Source organism: Streptosporangium canum, from assembly GCF_900113865.1.
Taxonomy (GTDB): Bacteria; Actinomycetota; Actinomycetes; order Streptosporangiales; family Streptosporangiaceae; genus Streptosporangium; species Streptosporangium canum.
This window is the reverse complement of sequence record NZ_FOQY01000015.1, coordinates 117,331-132,687: the sequence shown is the minus strand read 5'-3', so window position 1 is coordinate 132,687 and position 15,357 is coordinate 117,331. Positions and strand designations below refer to the sequence as shown.

Here is a 15,357-nt window from a genome sequence, read left to right as displayed (position 1 = left end):
AGGTCACGGCGGATGCGGACCGGGGGAGCCATCGGGTCGCCCCCGCGGCGTAGCGGCTCCCTGCCAGTTCATATGGTTTCAATTGCTGAAGTGTTGCCGCGGTTGTCACTGTCTGGTCGGTGTGGTGGCCGGTGGCCGCCGTGGCGATGCCACTGGTGTAGATCGGAACGCTTCTCGGCAGGTCAGGTCAGAGCTTGGCACGCTGCCGGATCGGCGGGCTCGAGTGGCGCTGTGGCCTCGATGAGGGTGTCCAGCGCATCGCGCGCGGTCAGGAGCTCGGCCACCGCGCCGCTGAGCCGTTCACGTTCCCGGTGCAGGTCAGGAACCATGCCGGAGCAGGACGGCCTCAGCGTCTGGCCGTCGTCGGTCATGCAGGGCAGCAGTTCGGCGATCGTGGCGCTGTTCAGTCCGGCGGCGAGCATGAGGCGGATGCCCCGCACGATGCTGACGTCCTCTTCGCCGTACTCGCGGTAGCCGCTGGGCAGCCGCGCCGGCTGCAGCAAGCCCTGCTCCTCGTAGTACCGCAACGAGCGCACGCTGGCCCCCGTGCGTCGGGACAACTCGCCTATCCGCATGAAATCACCGCCTCATCGGCTTGACTCTCACGTCAATGTGAGGGTCCAACCTATCCGTCATGACGAATCCGCTTTCCTCCGGCCAGGGCCGCACACCGGTCACCGTCATCGGGCTGGGCCCGATGGGCCTGGCACTGGCCAGGGCACTCCTGACCCACGGACACCCCTTGACGATCTGGAACCGCACCGCCGAAAAGGGCGACGCCCTCGTCGCCGAAGGCGCGCGCCGCGCGGCGACCGTCGCCGAGGCGGTGTCCGCAAGCCCAGTCACGATCATGTGCCTCAAGGACTACGAAACCACACACGAACTCCTGGTCCCGGCCGCTGAGGCTCTGCGGGGCCGGGTGCTGGTGAACCTCAACTCGGGTACGCCCGCGCAGGCACGCGCGGCGGCCGAGTGGGCGGCCGCGCATGGGATCGCCTACCTCGACGGCGCGATCATGGTGCCGCCGCCGCTCGTCGGGCAGCCCGGCTCCGTCCTGCTCTACAGCGGTCACCAGGCCGTCTTCGAACGGCTCCAGCCGACGCTGGCCTGCCTCGGCGACCCCCGCTGGCTCGGCGCGGACCCCGGCTTGGCGGTGCTGTACAACGCGGCGTTGCTGGACCTGATGTACGCGACCATGAACGGATTCCTGCACGCCACCGCGCTGGTCACCTCGGCGGGCGTGCCCGCGACCGAGTTCGCCGACCTCGCCGTCAACTGGTTCATGCCCACGGTGGTGATGGACGCGAGCCTCGTCGAGCAGGCGTCCGACCTGGACAAGGGCGACTACCCCGGCGACGTGGGCACGATGGAGATGAACCTGAACGCGCTGGAGCACATCACCCGCACCAGCGTGGAGCAGGGAGTCCACTCCGACCAGCCACGGCTGATGCAGGAGATCGCTGGACAGGCGATCGCCGAGGGCTACGGCGGCAACAATTATCTGGCCGTGTTCGAAATCCTCAGAAGACCGGCGACGACCTGACCGCGCCGTCCGACTTGCAAGGAGGGGCGGCGCCCCGTCGGGTGATCCCTGATCGTCGCCCGCCCGCCCGAGAAGGCGAACGTCCATGCGGGGAACGGTTCTCAGATCCCGGTTGTGCGGCGCGGCCATGGCGGCGGGGTCACGGCCGGTGGGGCCGGTCGTGGCGTGGGTCCCTCCGGGTCTTGAGCTTGTCGAGCTGCTGGATCAGGTCCTCGCGGACCTCGGTCAGCGCGCTGGAGAGCTCGGGCTCGGTCGAGGTGGCGACCAGCGGCTCGACGCCGGCGAGCCGGCATTCGAGGGTCGCCTTCTGCTCGGCCCGGCCCCGGTTCTTGACGCTCAGCCGCAGGTCCACCGAGTCGGGAGGATAGGAGCGCAGCCGTTTTCCCAGGGCGGTGAACCGTTCGACGATCTCAGGGCGTTCGTCCTCGGCGAAGCCCGTGCCGAGCGTGAGCCGCTCGCCCAGGACGTCCGCCTGCTCGTCACCCGTGTCTGCCATCGCCCGCACCCCTTCCATGAAATGTAGTCATAAGGTTACATTCGGCAACTAAGGCGGCTCTGGCTGGCACCGTCCCGGAGCGTCGGCTGCCTTCCGGGGCATGTCGCACGGCGGGGAGGTCGCGCGGGAGGGAGGTCGCACAGCGGGGAGAGGGAGCCGGCGGAGACCGGCCGTCCGTGGTGGCTTTCCCGGCCCCATGGGATTCGGGGAAGCCGTGCGCCTCGCCGGTCCTGACGGTGAGGTCCAGGCTGTCCGGAGCGCGGGATCCGCGGACCGTCACTCCTGGTCGTCGAGGAGCCCCGCGTCGTGGACCAGCAGCGCGATCTGGACGCGGTTGTTGAGGTCCAGCTTGGTGAGGATGCCGGAGACGTGGGTCTTGACCGTGGGGACGCTGAGGTGGAGCACGGCGCCGATCTCGGCGTTGGACCTGCCCTGGCCGAGGGCCACGGCGACCTCGCGTTCGCGGCCGTTCAGCAGTGCCAGGCGGTCCCCGGCCCGGGTGCGCCGCAGGTCGTGGCCGGAGTCGGCGACCCGGGCGATGAGGCGCCGGGTCACCGCCGGGGACAGCACGGGGTAGCCCCGGGCCACCTGGCGTACGGCGGTCACGATCTCGTCGGGCGGGGTGTCCTTGAGGAGGAACCCGGCGGCTCCGGCGCGCAGGGCGCGCAGGACGTGGTCGTCGGCGTCGAAGGTGGTCAGCACGATGACCTCCGGCGCGCCCGGCCGGGCACGCAGGGTCTCGGTGGCGGTCAGCCCGTCCATCACGGGCATCCGGATGTCCATCAGGACCACGTCGGGGGCGTGCCGGTCGACCAGGGGCAGTGCCTGGGCGCCGTCACCGGCCTGGGCGACCACGCGGATGTCGGGAGCGCCGCCCAGCATCATCACCAGGCCGGCGCGGACCAGCGGGTCGTCGTCGACGATGAGCACGCCGACCGTCCACGGCTCTGATGCGGTCATGGCGGCCAGGGTAGCCAGGCCGACAGCCGCCAGCCACCCGCGGCGGCGGGCCCGTGCTCCAGGCGCCCGTCGGCCAGGGCGACGCGTTCGGCCAGGCCGACCAGGCCCTGACCGGGCCGCGCGCCGGGCGTGGACACGGCACCGGGAACGGGGGCCGGCGCGGGCGGGGCGGGTGGGGACGTGGAGGTGGCACCGGGCGCGGATGCGGCGGGCGCGGGCGCGTCGTTGCACACCTCGACGGTCACTCCCCGGCCCGGCGCCCCCGCCACGCGCACGCGCACCTCGGCCCCCGGAGCGTGTTTGCGGGCGTTGGTCAGGGCTTCCTGCACGATCCGGTAGGCGGTGCGGCCGACCCGGTCGGGGACGGCCCCGGTGAGCTCCTCGCTCAGATCCACCCGCATCCCGGCCCGGCCCGACTCGGCGACGAGCTGCCGGACGTCGGCGATGGTGGGCTGGGGCAGCTCGCCGACCGGGGCGCGGAGGACGCCGATGACCTCGCGCAGGTCCTGCAACGCCTGGTGGGCGCTCTCCCGGATCACCTTGGCCGCGCGGGCGACGTCCTCGGCGGGGGCGTCCGGGTGGTACTCCAGCGCGCCGGCGTGCACGCTCAGCAACGACAGCCGGTGGCCGAGCACGTCGTGGATCTCCCGGGCGATCCGCTCGCGGGCGTGGAGCTGAGCCTGCTCGGCGCGGAGGTGGGCCTCGACCTCGGCACGGGCCGCGCGGTCACGCAGCGACAGCACGAGCCGGCGCCGGTGATGGATGAACAGCCCCCAGCCGACCGCCGCCCCCTGGATCACGACGCCCAGCAGCAACAGCAGGTGGCCGGGCGTGCCGGGCTCGGGACGGAGCACGACGTAGCCGAGCACGGCGAGCAGGCTCAGCGCGAAGACGGCCGTCGTGGTCCGCGGAGGCCGGTGCACCGCGACCGTGAACAGCGCCACCAGCATCGCGCCGGCCACCAGCTCGGAGAACGCCGACAGGGCGACCAGCACCAGGGCGAGCTCGACGGGCCGGCGGCGGCGCAGCCACAGCGCGGCGCAGCCCAGCGCGCCGGTGAGCTGGTCGAGGTTGAACAGCCACCGCGGTGGCGGGGAAGGAGCCTCCAGGCGCATGGAGGCCATCAAGACGCCGTAGGCCGCCGCGAGCAGGAACAGGCCGATGTCCACCGCCCAGTCGCGGAGGCCGGACCGGGGCGCGGTCGCGGATCCGTTCATCAGGAACTCCCCAGGAGACCCCGGGCTTCGGCCCTGGGGAGGATGTCACCTCCCGGAGCCTATGCCGTTCCAGGTGGGCCGTACCCGTCGCGGGCGGCGGGCGATACCGAAGTCGCGGCGCGCGATACTTTCGTCGGCCGCGACGCCCGGAAGCGGAGACATCGGTCGAGGCGGAGGATCCCGATGCCCGATCCGCCGCCACGGCGACGGTCCCTACCGTTCGATCATGCGCAAAATCATCCAGCTTCTGGGGATCGTCATGGTCTTCCAAGGCGTCAGCGGGGCCATCGACCAGGTGGCCGTCCAGCCCCTCTTCGGCATATTCCTCAACTTCTTCAACCGTGTCATCCTTCCCCGCCTGGACTTCCTGACCGGCTACGAGATTTTCGCGAACCTGACCCTGGCGGCGCTGGGGGCCGTCCTGGCCGTCGCCGCGGAACGGCTCCAGCCGTCATGACATCCGGAGCCGCCCGTAGGCGTCGCACCCGGAGCCCGTAGGAGCCGCACCCGGAGAAGGCCGTTCCGTCTCGCCGGCGACACGGATCCGCATCCGCCCCGGTCGATGGCGGGCGTACGCCCCGGGCCCGCGTACGGGGCTGCCTGTGGGTGCACATATGCTTCGCATTGCCAGTTCTATGTATTTGGTGCGACCTAAAGGGAGAAGTTGACCGTGTACAAGGAGTTCGCAGTCGAGGCCGTGGTATGGCTGATCCCCGTCGTCGTGCTGCTCGGCCTGGCCTTCATGATCACTGCGACCTGACCGGAGCGCGGCCGAACACCCGCCAGAGCCACACCTGTGACGCCACCAGCACAGGAGTGATCACCAGCAGTGAGGGAGTGAGCAGGGCGAGGGTCGCCGGGTCGGCCAGATTCTCCGCCAGTGGCAGGCGGGATCCGGCCAGCAGGCAGACCAGTGCCATCCCGCCCGAGGTCAGGGCGTAGATCGTGCGCTCGCTCGACGCTCCGTAGAACCGCCGGGCCCGCTCCCTCGGGCCGCCGTCCAGCCGCAGGCCGGCGAAGGCCAGCCCATGCGCGCAGAACAGCGCGACCACGGCGGGCACGACGATCGCCGCGGCCAGGCCGGTGACGGACTCCTGGCCCATCCCGGGGAGGATGAACCCCCAGCTCAGCACCACCACCCAGCTCCCCGTGGCCACGGCGCCGTCACACCCGCCCCGCCACCCGGCCCGGTCGACCCGGCCGCGCAGCCAGATCCCCGCGTCCCGGACCACCCAGCCGAGCAGCAGCATCACGAACGGCACGTACATCCCGCTGAGCAGCTCTCCCTCCAGCACGGGGAAGGCGCCGACGAGGATCCCGGCCGAGGCGATCAGCCAGACCTCGTTGCCCAGGAAGAACGGCGTGATCGAGGCGAGCACCCGGCCGCGCTCGTCGTCGGAGCGGCCGAGGTAGGGCAGCAGCGCGCCCACCCCCAGATCCGCGCCCGCGAGGACGAAGTAGCCGACGGCGAAGAACGCCAGAAGCGTGATCTCCATGGAGGTCCCTTCAGAAGACCGGGGCCGGCAGCGGCTCGGCGGAGACGGGGGCGGCGGCGGTGTCCGCCGGGCCTTGACGGGCGTTGCGGGCGAGCAGCCAGGTGTTGACCGCGACCAGCAGGCCGAACAGCAGGGTGAAGGCGGCCAGCGAGAACCGGATCGCGCCGGGCGACAGGTCGCTCAGCGCGTCCTCGGTGGTCAGCAGGCCGTACACCGCCCACGGCTGGCGGCCCACCTCCCGGAACACCCAGCCGGCGAGCATGGCGGCGAACGGCAGCGGGATCATCGCGGTGAGCACCACGTGCCAGATCCGCAGCCGGCGGACGGCCCAGGGGAACAGCGCCAGCAGGGCGCTCAGCCATGCGACCCCCATCATCAGCGCGAAGAGGATCATCATGGCGGTGCCGCTGCCCTGCACCAGCCCGGCGGGCGGGACGTAGTCACCCGGTCCGTGCGCGGCGACCATCTCGGCCTGGAGCCGCGCGACCTCCTCCGTCCGGCCGGCGTAGACGGCGATCTTCATCGGCTGCGCCGTGTCGAACTGGGCGCCGCCGAGCGCCGCGGTGGCCATCACCGCGGGCAGGGCGGTGAACACGCCGATCCGCAGCGAACGGCGGAAGAACTCCTGCTCCCCGGTCCCCCTGCGCAGGTGGTGGGCGCTCACCCCGGCCACGAAGAATCCGGCGACCAGGAGCGCGCCGCAGAGGATGTGGCCGAACGCGGTGAGCGCCGCCGGGTTGGCGAGCACCGCCGCCGCGTCGGTGAGCCGCAGCACGCCGCCGGCCACCTCGGCGCCGACCGGGTTCTGCAGGAAGCCGTTGGAGACCATGATCCAGTAGGCGGAGGCGTAGGCGGTGAGCGTGACCACCCAGAGCACCCCCAGGTGCGCCCACCGGTTCAGCCGGTCCCAGCCGAAGATCCACAGCCCCAGGAACGTCGACTCGACGAAGAAGGCGACGAGCGTCTCCATCGCCAGCGAGGCGCCGAACACGTTGCCCGCGAAGTGCGTCAGCCCGTTCCAGGCCAGGCCGAACTGGAACTCCATCACCAGCCCGGTGACGATCCCCATCGCGTAGTTGATCACGTAGAGCCGCCCCCAGAACCGTGTCATCCGCATGTGCACGGCCGAGCCGGTCAGCGTGGCCCGGGTCTGCATGATCGCCACCAGGGTGGCCAGGCCGAGGGTCAGGGCGACGAACAGGAAGTGCGCCCCCGCGGTGAGGGCGAACTGCAGTCGGGCGAGGTCGAGCGTCTCCATGTCCACAGATTCCCGGTACGGCCACCGCCCGCGCGTCCCTCCCGGAGCGCATACGCCGTACTCCAGAAGTTGCGTCCCCGGACCCGAGCCGTGCGACGCCCCGCGCCCCGGCCGCCCCGCCTACGCCTACGGGTCCGCCTTCGCCTGCGCGCTCGTGTCGCCTACGGGTCCGCCTCGCCTACACGGCCGCCTCGCCTACAGGGCGGCTGCTTCGCCTTCCCGGTCGCTCGGCCTACGGGCTCGCCTTCATCTACGCGGCTGCCCCGCCTGCCCGGTGGCTAACCCATCCACCCCGGGGTGACCACGCCCGCCTCGTAGGCGAGGACCACGAGCTGCGTCCGGTCCCGCGCGTGCAGCTTGGTCATGATCCGGCTCACGTGGGTCTTGGCGGTGGCCGGGCTCAGCACCAGCCTGGCGGCGATCTCGTCGTTGGACAGCCCGCCGGCGACCAGCGTCAGCACCTCCCGCTCGCGCTCGGTCAGCCCGTTGAACTCCGGCCCCGGCTCGGGCCGCTTCACCCGCCCGGCGAACTCCGCGATCAGCCGCCGGGTGATCGAGGGCGCGATCAGCGCGTCGCCCCTGGCCACCACCTTGATGCCGTGGATGAGCTCGGCCGGCTCGGTGTCCTTGACCAGGAAACCGCTGGCCCCGGCGCGCAGCGCGCCGTACACGTAGTCGTCGAGGTCGAAGGTGGTCAGGATGATCACCTTGGTGACGGCCGGCCCGTCGTCGGCGATGATCCGCCGTGCGGCCTCCAGCCCGTTCAGCTCGGGCATCCGGATGTCCATCAGCACCACGTCGGGGCTGAGCTCCCTGGCGAGCCGTACGGCCCGCATCCCGTCGGCCGCCTCCCCGACCACCTCGATGTCGTCCTCGCCCTCCAGGATCGACCGGAAACCGGCGCGGACCAGGGTCTGGTCGTCGGCGAGCAGTACGCGAATCATGAAATTCCTCTCAGGGGGAGCCGTGCGGAGACCCGGAAACCGCCGGTCCGGCGGTCGCCGGCCTCCAGGGACCCGCCCAGGGCGGTGGCCCGCTCCCGCATACCGATGATCCCGAACCCGGTCTCCGAGCGGGGCCAGGCCCCGGGGCCGTGGTCGTCGATCCGGAGGCTCAGGTCGGCGTCGCCGTACTGGATGACGACCTCGGCGGCGCCGGCGCCCGAGTGGCGGGTGACGTTGGTCAGGGCCTCCTGGACGATGCGCACGGCCGCGTGGTCCACCTCGGCGGGCAGGGCCCGGGGCTCGCCGAGGATCTCGATCCGCACGGCGAGCCCGGACCGGTCGGCCAGCTCCCGGATCCGGGCCAGGCTCGGCGCCGGGCCGGTGGGGGAGTCCTCGTCCACCTGCCGCAGCATGCCCAGCGTGGCCCGCAGCTCCCGCAGCGCCTCCTTGCTGGCCTCCTTGATGGTCGCCAGCGCCGTCTCGGCCTGTCCGGGCCGGTCCTTGATCCGGTGCAGCGCGGCCCCTGCCTGCACATTGATCATCGAGATGTTGTGGCCGAGGGTGTCGTGGAGCTCCCGTGCGATCCGGAGCCGTTCCTCGGCGGCCCTGCGCCGTGCCTCCTCCTCGCGGGTGCGCTCGGCCTCCGCCAGCCGCCGCCCGGCCTCCGCCAGATAGGCGCGCCGGTTGCGCGACATCCCGCCCATCGCCAGGGTCGCGAACACCCAGCCGCCCAGCAGCAGGAACTGGCTGTCGTCGAGATGCCGGATCGGGCTGTTCACCTCGCCGAGGGTGACCGCCAGCAGGCCCGCGACCGTGATGGTCGCCGCCGCCGCGAGATGGCCCAGGTCGGCGGCGGTGAACAGGGTGAGGAGCACCGCCAGGAGGATCCATCCGTCCAGATGCGCCAGCGGGTAGTAGAACCCGGCCGCCGCTCCGGCCAGGAGCAGCGCCGAGATCGGGAAGCGGCGGCGGAACACCGCCGCGGCGCACGCCACCGGCGGCATCGTGTAGTCCCAGACGTTGGGCGTCACCTCCGGCCGCAGGGCGGCCATGGTGACGGTCCCGGCGAGCACTGTAAGGATCACCAGGACGGTGATCGCGGTCTCGACCGGGACGCGGCGAAGTTCCACGCCCGGCACTTTATCGATCGTTTACCAGGGCCGGATACGGCGGACCGTGCCGGATCCCGGACCCCGGGCTTCGGATCACGGCCGGTCTCCGGGTCACGGCCGGTCTCCGGGTCACGGTCGGCTTTCGGGTCACGGGCCCCAGGCTCCGGTCACGCCCGGCTTTCGGGTCACGGGCCCCGGTCTCCGGGGCACGGCCGGGCTCCGGTCACGGACCGCCTACCCCGCGTCGCGGACTCGGGGCGGTGGGTCAGCGTTCGGCGAGGACGATCACCGAGTCCCCGGGGCCGAGGCGGAGCGGGCGTGACTTGTCGGGATTCAGGACGACGCCGAAGTGGGGGGCCTCGTTCACCCGCTCCGCCAGGCGGTAGCCGATCGCGGTCTCGCCCCGGCGGCGGGCTGACTCGATCACCGAGGCGAAGCTGACCGGGGCGCCGGGGCGGACGTACTGGCCGGCCGGGCGGGGGTAGATCTCCGAGCCGCGGGAGTCGAAGAGGTAGTCGAACACCTCGGCCAGGTGCTGGTTCTCCGCGAGCTGGGCCAGGAGCAGGCCGATCACCGTGTCGCTGATCACGATGTCGTCGGCCTCGGTGACCTCGGCCAGGCTCCGGTTGTTCTCGTCGTGCATCTCGCTGACGATCGAGTAGCGCTCGCCGAGCGAGGTCTGCATGTCGCGGAGCTGCAGGAGGGTCATCAGCGTCCGGGTGTCGGCGTGGCCGGCGAGGAAGCGGTCGTCGGAGAGCACGATCACGTGCTGGTAGACGCCCAGGCCCAGGGACTCCAGCGCGTAGCGGTCGGCGGTGTCGCACTCCTTGGCGTTCACTGTGAGGTTGCGCAGCCCCTCGAAGCCGGTCGCGGCGTCGGGGTGGTCGGAGGCGATGTCCAGGACGGAGCCGGGGGCGACGTAGCCGTCGAGGTAGCGGACGATCTGGCGTCCCCGGCCGTTCCAGTTGAGGACCAGGGTCCGCTCCGGGGCCGGCCCGGTGTGCTCGACCGAGAGAATCGACTCCTCCCGGGCCTCGGGCATGCCGTCGGCCAGGTGGATCAGCGAGTCGTCGTGGGCGATCACGATGACCTCGTCCCCGGCGGAGATCACGGTGTCCATGGGCGGGTTCAGCATGACCCCGCTGCTCCCGCGCAGGCCGATGACCGTGGCGGTCTGGTAGGCGGGCAGGGCGTCGCCGTACGCCATGCCGGTGAGGTCGGGGTCGGAGCGCAGGTAGATCTCGCCGTCGTCGAAGTTGAGCAGGTCCATGCAGACCACGGACATGCCCGACTGTCGTGACGACTGCACGATGAGCCGGGAGGCGGTGTCGTCGGAGTCGACCAGGTGGACGTCCGGGCCGCCGGCCAGCCGGGCGGCGGCCATGTTCGCGGTGCTCGCGATCGCGGCCACCACCGGCGGGTGGTCGCCGGAGCGCTTGGCCAGGGCGAGCAGCGTCTTGATGACGTGGGCGTCGGGGTCGTCGCCCTGCGGGGAGAGCACGACCACCGAGCGGGCCGAGTCCAGGCTCATCAGGTCGAGGTCGGTCGGCTCGGTGGGTCGCCCGGTTCGGCAGACCAGCTTGGTCCTGCCGGTGTCGCCCACGTGCCGGCGGATGTCGTCCTCCATGGTGGGCTTGTCCATGTCGGCCAGGATCGAGATGACCGACCCCCGGTCGCTCGCGTGCGCCTGGACCAGCTCGGTGACGATCGTGAAAACCTGCTCCGACCAGCCCAGGATCACGATGTGCCCGGTCTCGATGATCCGGGACTTGCCCTTGCGCAACTGCTCGAACCTGGTCTTGAGCCCGTTGGCGAGCACGCCGACCAGCGCGCTCACGATGAAGAGCCCGCCCAGCGACGCGACGAACATCAGCGCGACGAACGGCGCGCTCCCGCTGTCACTGGCGACCTTGCCGGGGCTCAGCGTGCGCATGAGCGACATCCACAGCATGCCGGGGAAGCCGTTGTTCTTGGCCGCCTCGACCGGCGTCAGCCACATGCCCAACACCGTGACCAGCAGGATCAACCCGAAGGAGATCAGAGCCAGCCAGCCGATCAGGGCCGCCGTGCCGCGTGACATGGTGTTGTCGAACCAGTACCGAACCCGTTCCCGGACCGTCGCCCTGGACACCGGTACCTCCCGTGGGTGAACGTCCGACAAACGATCACACAAAACTTCCATGTCGCTCTGGTGTTCGCAAATCCATGAAATGCGGGCCCGGACCGGCCTTCGCTGGGGCTCACATGTGGTGATTGTGCCTTTTATCAGCGAAAGAGCATTGTCACTGAGTGTGGATCTCCCCTTTAATCGGATCTTGCAAAAGATCGGATGAGGGGACATGAGTGACGGACATCGCCGGGCACAGGCTGCGATCCAGGCCATTCTCCGGCTCACCAACCTGTTGATGGCGGGCAAGCGCGTGGCCGTCATCGGTGACGAGCCGGAGCTGGCCGCCCGCCTGAGGGCGATGGGCGCCCAGACCCTCCTCGCCGACCCGGCGGCGGCCCTCCGGGGGCACCGGGTGCTCGCCGAGGACGAGGCGGTGGCGCTCGCCGACCTGGTGGTCGGGGCGACCGAGGCGCATCTGCCCTTCCTGCGGGACGGGGCGATCCTGATCCCCGCCGCGCCCCCGGCAAGACCGTCCGGGACCGGTGAACCGCACGAGACCGATGGCGAACCGCCCACCGGGCCCCCGGCAAGACCATCCGGGACCGATGGCGAACCGCCCGCCGGGCCGTCCGGGACCGGTGGTGGACCGTCCGGGACCGGCGGTGTTTTCGCGGGGCTGCCGGGCGTGCGGGTCCGCGACGGGATCACCGGCTACCGGCTCGGTCCCGGCCGTGAGGTGTTCGTGCTGGACATGTCGTGCTAGCCGACATCAGGGACGCCTCGCTCCGGACGCGCGGGCTGGAGCGGATCGCCTGGGCGCGGCGGTCCATGCCGGTGCTGAACGCGATCGCCGGAGAGCTCGACCTGACCGGGCGCACGGTCGGCCTGGTGCTCGTGCTGGAGCCCAAGACCGCGAACCTGGCGCTGACGCTCCGGGACGCCGGGGCGGACGTGATCGTGACCTGCCCGGCGAGCGAGACCGCCGACGACGTCGCCGCGGCCCTCGTGTCCGAGGGCGTCGCCGTGCTCGCCCGCTCGGACGCCTCACCGGAGCGGGACCGCGCCTTCGCGCTGCGCATGCTCCGCGAGGGGCTGGACGTGCTGGCCGACGACGGCTCCAGGGTCGTACGGCTGGCGCACGCCGAGAACCTCCTGGGAGGGCTGATCGGAGCGGCCGAGGAGACGACCAGCGGCCTGCGCCCGCTCCGGGTCATGGCCGACCGGGGCGAGCTGCGGATCCCCGTGCTGGCCGTGAACGACGCCCGCTCGAAATACCTGTTCGACAACGTGCACGGGACCGGCCAGTCCTGCGTGATGGCCGCCCTGGACCTGACCGGGCTCCAGCTCGCCGGCGCCGTCTGCGTGGTCGCGGGCTACGGCTACGTCGGTCAGGGCGTGGCCCGCTACGCCAGGGCGCTCGGCGCCCGGGTCGTCGTGACCGAGGTGGAGCCGTTCGCGGCGCTGCGCGCGCACCACGAGGGGTATGAGGTCCGCCCGCTCCTCGACGCCTGCCCGGACGCCGACCTGGTGTTCTCCGCGACCGGTGTCGCGCACACCGTCACCCGCGAGCACCTGCGGGCCATGAGGCCCGGTGCCGTGGTGGCCGTCGCCGGAGGCGTGCCGGACGAGGTCGAGGCCGGCGACGTGCCGGCCGGCGTCACCGTCCTCGCGGAAGGCGAGTGCGTGAACTGCGCGGCGGCCGAGGGCAACCCGATCGAGATCATGGACCTCTCGCTGGCCGTGCAGGCGCTCGCCGTGGACCACCTGGTCAGGCGGGGGAGCACGATGGCGCCCGCCGTCCACCTCCTGCCCGAGGAGCTGGACGAGCGGGTCGCCCGGCTCAAGCTGCGCGCGCTGGGGATCGGCCTCGACACACCGTCCGCCCGCCAGCGAGAGTTCCTGGGAAGAGGCTTGTGATCATCGAAGTGCGGGCCGCCTCGGTCCGCTACCAGACCACCGGCCGGCAGGTGCTCGCCGAAGTGGACCTCGCCGTGGGCCCCGGCGATCTCGCACTGGTCAGCGGCCCCTCCGGTGGCGGCAAGAGCACGCTGCTCCGGCTGCTCAACGGGCTCATCCCGCACGCCTACCGGGCCGAGGTGACCGGCGAGGTCCTGGTCGGCGGCCGGCCGGTGGCCCAGCAGAGCGTCAGGCAGCTGTCCACCACCGTCGGCACCCTGCTCCAGGACCCCCGCAAGCAGATCGTCGGCACCACCGTGGACACCGAGCTGGCCTTCGGCCCGGAGAACCTGGGCCTGCCCCGGGCCGAGATCCGCCGCCGGATCGGCGAGGTGACCGACCGGGTGGGCATCCGGCACCTGCTCGGCAGGGCGACCGCCGAGCTGAGCGGCGGCGAGCTGCAGATGGTGGCGTTCGCCGGAGTGCTGGTGATGCGTCCCCAGGTCGTCCTGGTGGACGAGCCGCTGGCGAACCTCGACCTGGAGGCGAGCCTGCGGCTCATGCGCGAGCTGCGCCGGTTCGTCGACGACGGCGGGGCCGCCGTGGTCGTCGAGCACCGGGTCGAGGAGATCCTCGACTTCGACCCCACCCAGGTCCTCTACCTGGAGGACGGGCGGAGCGGCTACGCGGGGGACGTGGCCGGTTTCCTGGCCGCCGCGCCCGTGGCCCACGTGAAGCTGCCGTTCGAGACGCTGGTGGCCCGGGCCGCCGAGCTTCCCGCCGCGTCCGGCGCGCCACCCGCCCGGACCGCCGCGTTCGACGCGCCGCCCGCCCGGACCGCCGTGTCCGACGCGCCATCCGCCCGGACCGCGGTGTCCGACGCGCCACCCGCCCGGACCGGCGGGCCCGCCGTACGGCGGGGCCGGGGCGGGAGCGCGGCGGCGCGGCTGGAGTACCGGGGGGTCGCGCTGGGGTACGGCGGGCGGGCCGTGCTGGACGGCGTGGACCTGGCGCTCGGAGCAGGGGAGCGGGTCGCGGTCCTCGGGCGGAACGGGGCGGGGAAGTCCACGCTGCTGCGCGCCGCCGTACGGCTCCTCGAACCGCTGCGCGGCGCCGTCCACGTGGACGGCGCGCCGGTCACCGAGCGTTCGACCCTGGAGCTGGCGACCACCTTCGGATACGTCTTCCAGAACCCCGGCCAGGCGCTGTTCTGCGCGACGGTCGGCGACGAACTGGCCTTCGGCCCGCGCAACCTCGGCTGGCCGGCCGACGAGATCCGGCGGGTCTCGGAGGACGCGCTGCGCGCGATGCTCCTCGACGGCGAGGCCGACGTCATGGACCGCTCGCCGCGCACGCTCTCCTTCGGCCAGCAGCGCCGCCTCACCGTCGCCCTGGCCCTGGCCATGCGGCCGCGCACGCTCATCCTCGACGAGCCCACCGCCGGCCAGGACCTGCACGCCACCACGCGGTTCATGGCGCAGGTCATGGCCGCCTCGGAGAGCGTCTACTTCATCACCCACGACGTCGATCTGGCGCTGACCTCGGCCGACCGGATCATCGTCGTCGACGGGGGCCGGGTCGTCGCCGACGCGCCGGCCGCCGAACTGGCCCGCGACGCGGACGTCTGGTCCCGCGCGGGGCTCCGGCAGACCAGCCTGGTCCGGGCCATCCGCGACCACGTCCACGGCGCGGGAGGGATTCCCCACCCGTTCGACCTCGCGCGTCTCATCCCCCACCCGGAAGGAACCCCCCCTTCATGAGTACCGAGGCACTGTCGCCGCGCCACTCCCCGTGGACGATCGACTCCAGGACGGTCGTGTTCGGCGCCGTCGGCGCGGCCCTCTACGCCGTGCTCGGCCTGTTCAGCTTCCTCATCCCCGGCACCCAGAGCGTCACCGTCCGGCCCGCGGTCGCGCTGGTGCCGTTCTTCGGCAAGCGCTTCGGCGTCATCACCGGATTCTTCGTCGGCTTCGTCGGGAACGTCGTCATCGACCTCATCCAGGGCGCCGGCCTGATCTGGTGGAACTGGAGCGTCGCCAACGGCCTGGTCGGCGCGTTCGCCGCGCTGATCTTCACCGTGATCCCGCCGATCTCCAGCGAGGCGCTCCGCCACGTCGTCACCGCGCTCGGCGCGCTCATCGCGACCGCGCTCGGCCTGCTGTTCATCATCACCGACCTCTGGGTCCTGGGGATCGACTTCAACACCTTCCTCTTCCTGAACTACCTCCCGGCGCTGCTGGCCAACGGCATCGCGGTCGTCATCCTCGTCCCGGCGCTGGACGCCGCCTGGGAGCCGCTCGCCAAGCGCGCGGGACTGTAGGGCCG

At 71.9% G+C, this 15,357-nt stretch carries 15 protein-coding genes; 6 read left to right on the top strand and 9 right to left on the bottom strand.

Features of this window, described 5'->3' with window-relative positions; all coding sequences use genetic code 11:
• Window positions 1–182: 182 nt before the first annotated feature.
• Window positions 183–575 (bottom strand): MerR family transcriptional regulator, encoded by a 393-nt coding sequence (locus BM085_RS22700; protein WP_093888945.1) that lies wholly within the window; start codon window positions 573–575, stop codon window positions 183–185.
• A 59-nt stretch (window positions 576–634) separates the two neighbouring features.
• On the opposite strand from BM085_RS22700, the gene BM085_RS22695 reads away from it, so the two are divergent.
• Window positions 635–1,543 (top strand): NAD(P)-dependent oxidoreductase, encoded by a 909-nt coding sequence (locus tag BM085_RS22695; RefSeq protein WP_093888944.1) that lies wholly within the window; start codon window positions 635–637, stop codon window positions 1,541–1,543.
• Between the two features lie 139 nt (window positions 1,544–1,682).
• Here BM085_RS22695 and BM085_RS22690 read toward each other — a convergent pair whose 3' ends face one another.
• From BM085_RS22690 to BM085_RS22680, 3 genes are all read right to left on the bottom strand, one after another.
• On the bottom strand, window positions 1,683–2,039 hold the full coding sequence (locus BM085_RS22690) for a hypothetical protein (protein ID WP_093888943.1): 357 nt from the start codon (window positions 2,037–2,039) through the stop codon (window positions 1,683–1,685).
• Window positions 2,040–2,315: 276 nt separating this feature from the next.
• A complete protein-coding gene (locus BM085_RS22685; protein ID WP_093888942.1) occupies window positions 2,316–2,999 on the bottom strand; it encodes a response regulator in 684 nt (227 codons plus the stop codon).
• Window positions 2,996–4,216, bottom strand: coding sequence for a sensor histidine kinase (locus tag BM085_RS22680; protein WP_093888941.1), 1,221 nt, complete (start codon window positions 4,214–4,216; stop codon window positions 2,996–2,998). Before BM085_RS22680 ends, BM085_RS22685 begins: the two co-directional genes overlap by 4 nt.
• Before the next feature lie 226 nt (window positions 4,217–4,442).
• On the opposite strand from BM085_RS22680, the gene BM085_RS22675 reads away from it, so the two are divergent.
• Window positions 4,443–4,673 carry a hypothetical protein gene (locus tag BM085_RS22675; RefSeq protein ID WP_093888940.1) on the top strand — a complete coding sequence of 77 codons (231 nt, stop codon included), beginning with the start codon at window positions 4,443–4,445 and terminating at the stop codon, window positions 4,671–4,673.
• A 289-nt stretch (window positions 4,674–4,962) separates the two neighbouring features.
• Here BM085_RS22675 and BM085_RS22670 read toward each other — a convergent pair whose 3' ends face one another.
• The 5 genes from BM085_RS22670 to BM085_RS22650 all read right to left on the bottom strand — a co-directional run bounded on the left by BM085_RS22670 (window position 4,963) and on the right by BM085_RS22650 (window position 11,157).
• Window positions 4,963–5,712 carry a cytochrome d ubiquinol oxidase subunit II gene (locus tag BM085_RS22670; protein ID WP_093888939.1) on the bottom strand — a complete coding sequence of 250 codons (750 nt, stop codon included), beginning with the start codon at window positions 5,710–5,712 and terminating at the stop codon, window positions 4,963–4,965.
• 10 nt (window positions 5,713–5,722) lie between these two features.
• Entirely contained in the window at window positions 5,723–6,970 is a 1,248-nt protein-coding gene (locus tag BM085_RS22665; RefSeq protein ID WP_093888938.1) for a cytochrome ubiquinol oxidase subunit I, read from the bottom strand.
• 278 nt (window positions 6,971–7,248) lie between these two features.
• Entirely contained in the window at window positions 7,249–7,914 is a 666-nt protein-coding gene (locus tag BM085_RS22660; RefSeq protein WP_093888937.1) for a response regulator, read from the bottom strand.
• On the bottom strand, window positions 7,911–9,044 hold the full coding sequence (locus BM085_RS22655) for a sensor histidine kinase (protein ID WP_245789562.1): 1,134 nt from the start codon (window positions 9,042–9,044) through the stop codon (window positions 7,911–7,913). Before BM085_RS22655 ends, BM085_RS22660 begins: the two co-directional genes overlap by 4 nt.
• A 247-nt stretch (window positions 9,045–9,291) precedes the next feature.
• Entirely contained in the window at window positions 9,292–11,157 is a 1,866-nt protein-coding gene (locus tag BM085_RS22650) for a CASTOR/POLLUX-related putative ion channel (RefSeq protein ID WP_093888935.1), read from the bottom strand.
• 208 nt (window positions 11,158–11,365) lie between these two features.
• Between BM085_RS22650 and BM085_RS22645 the strand changes: the two genes are divergently transcribed.
• Genes BM085_RS22645 through BM085_RS22630 form a run of 4 tightly spaced genes read left to right on the top strand, consistent with a single transcriptional unit; the run spans window position 11,366 to window position 15,352 of the window.
• Window positions 11,366–11,899, top strand: a complete 534-nt coding sequence (locus BM085_RS22645) for a Rossmann-fold NAD(P)-binding domain-containing protein (RefSeq protein WP_093888934.1) — start codon at window positions 11,366–11,368, stop codon at window positions 11,897–11,899.
• A complete protein-coding gene (locus BM085_RS22640; protein WP_093888933.1) occupies window positions 11,893–13,053 on the top strand; it encodes an adenosylhomocysteinase in 1,161 nt (386 codons plus the stop codon). The genes BM085_RS22645 and BM085_RS22640 overlap by 7 nt, the downstream gene beginning before the upstream one ends.
• Window positions 13,050–14,792 carry an ABC transporter ATP-binding protein gene (locus tag BM085_RS22635; protein ID WP_093888932.1) on the top strand — a complete coding sequence of 581 codons (1,743 nt, stop codon included), beginning with the start codon at window positions 13,050–13,052 and terminating at the stop codon, window positions 14,790–14,792. Before BM085_RS22640 ends, BM085_RS22635 begins: the two co-directional genes overlap by 4 nt.
• Window positions 14,789–15,352 (top strand): ECF transporter S component, encoded by a 564-nt coding sequence (locus BM085_RS22630; RefSeq protein ID WP_093888931.1) that lies wholly within the window; start codon window positions 14,789–14,791, stop codon window positions 15,350–15,352. Before BM085_RS22635 ends, BM085_RS22630 begins: the two co-directional genes overlap by 4 nt.
• Window positions 15,353–15,357 lie beyond the last annotated feature (5 nt).

Coding starts and splice junctions, on each gene's coding strand:
- BM085_RS22700 (WP_093888945.1), bottom strand. CDS start 575: ATGCGGATAGGCGAGTTGTCCCGACGCACGGGGGCCAGCGTGCGCTCG.
- BM085_RS22665 (WP_093888938.1), bottom strand. CDS start 6,970: ATGGAGACGCTCGACCTCGCCCGACTGCAGTTCGCCCTCACCGCGGGG.
- BM085_RS22670 (WP_093888939.1), bottom strand. CDS start 5,712: ATGGAGATCACGCTTCTGGCGTTCTTCGCCGTCGGCTACTTCGTCCTC.
- BM085_RS22685 (WP_093888942.1), bottom strand. CDS start 2,999: ATGACCGCATCAGAGCCGTGGACGGTCGGCGTGCTCATCGTCGACGAC.
- BM085_RS22680 (WP_093888941.1), bottom strand. CDS start 4,216: ATGAACGGATCCGCGACCGCGCCCCGGTCCGGCCTCCGCGACTGGGCG.
- BM085_RS22630 (WP_093888931.1), top strand. CDS start 14,789: ATGAGTACCGAGGCACTGTCGCCGCGCCACTCCCCGTGGACGATCGAC.
- BM085_RS22690 (WP_093888943.1), bottom strand. CDS start 2,039: ATGGCAGACACGGGTGACGAGCAGGCGGACGTCCTGGGCGAGCGGCTC.
- BM085_RS22695 (WP_093888944.1), top strand. CDS start 635: ATGACGAATCCGCTTTCCTCCGGCCAGGGCCGCACACCGGTCACCGTC.
- BM085_RS22645 (WP_093888934.1), top strand. CDS start 11,366: ATGAGTGACGGACATCGCCGGGCACAGGCTGCGATCCAGGCCATTCTC.
- BM085_RS22660 (WP_093888937.1), bottom strand. CDS start 7,914: ATGATTCGCGTACTGCTCGCCGACGACCAGACCCTGGTCCGCGCCGGT.
- BM085_RS22675 (WP_093888940.1), top strand. CDS start 4,443: ATGCGCAAAATCATCCAGCTTCTGGGGATCGTCATGGTCTTCCAAGGC.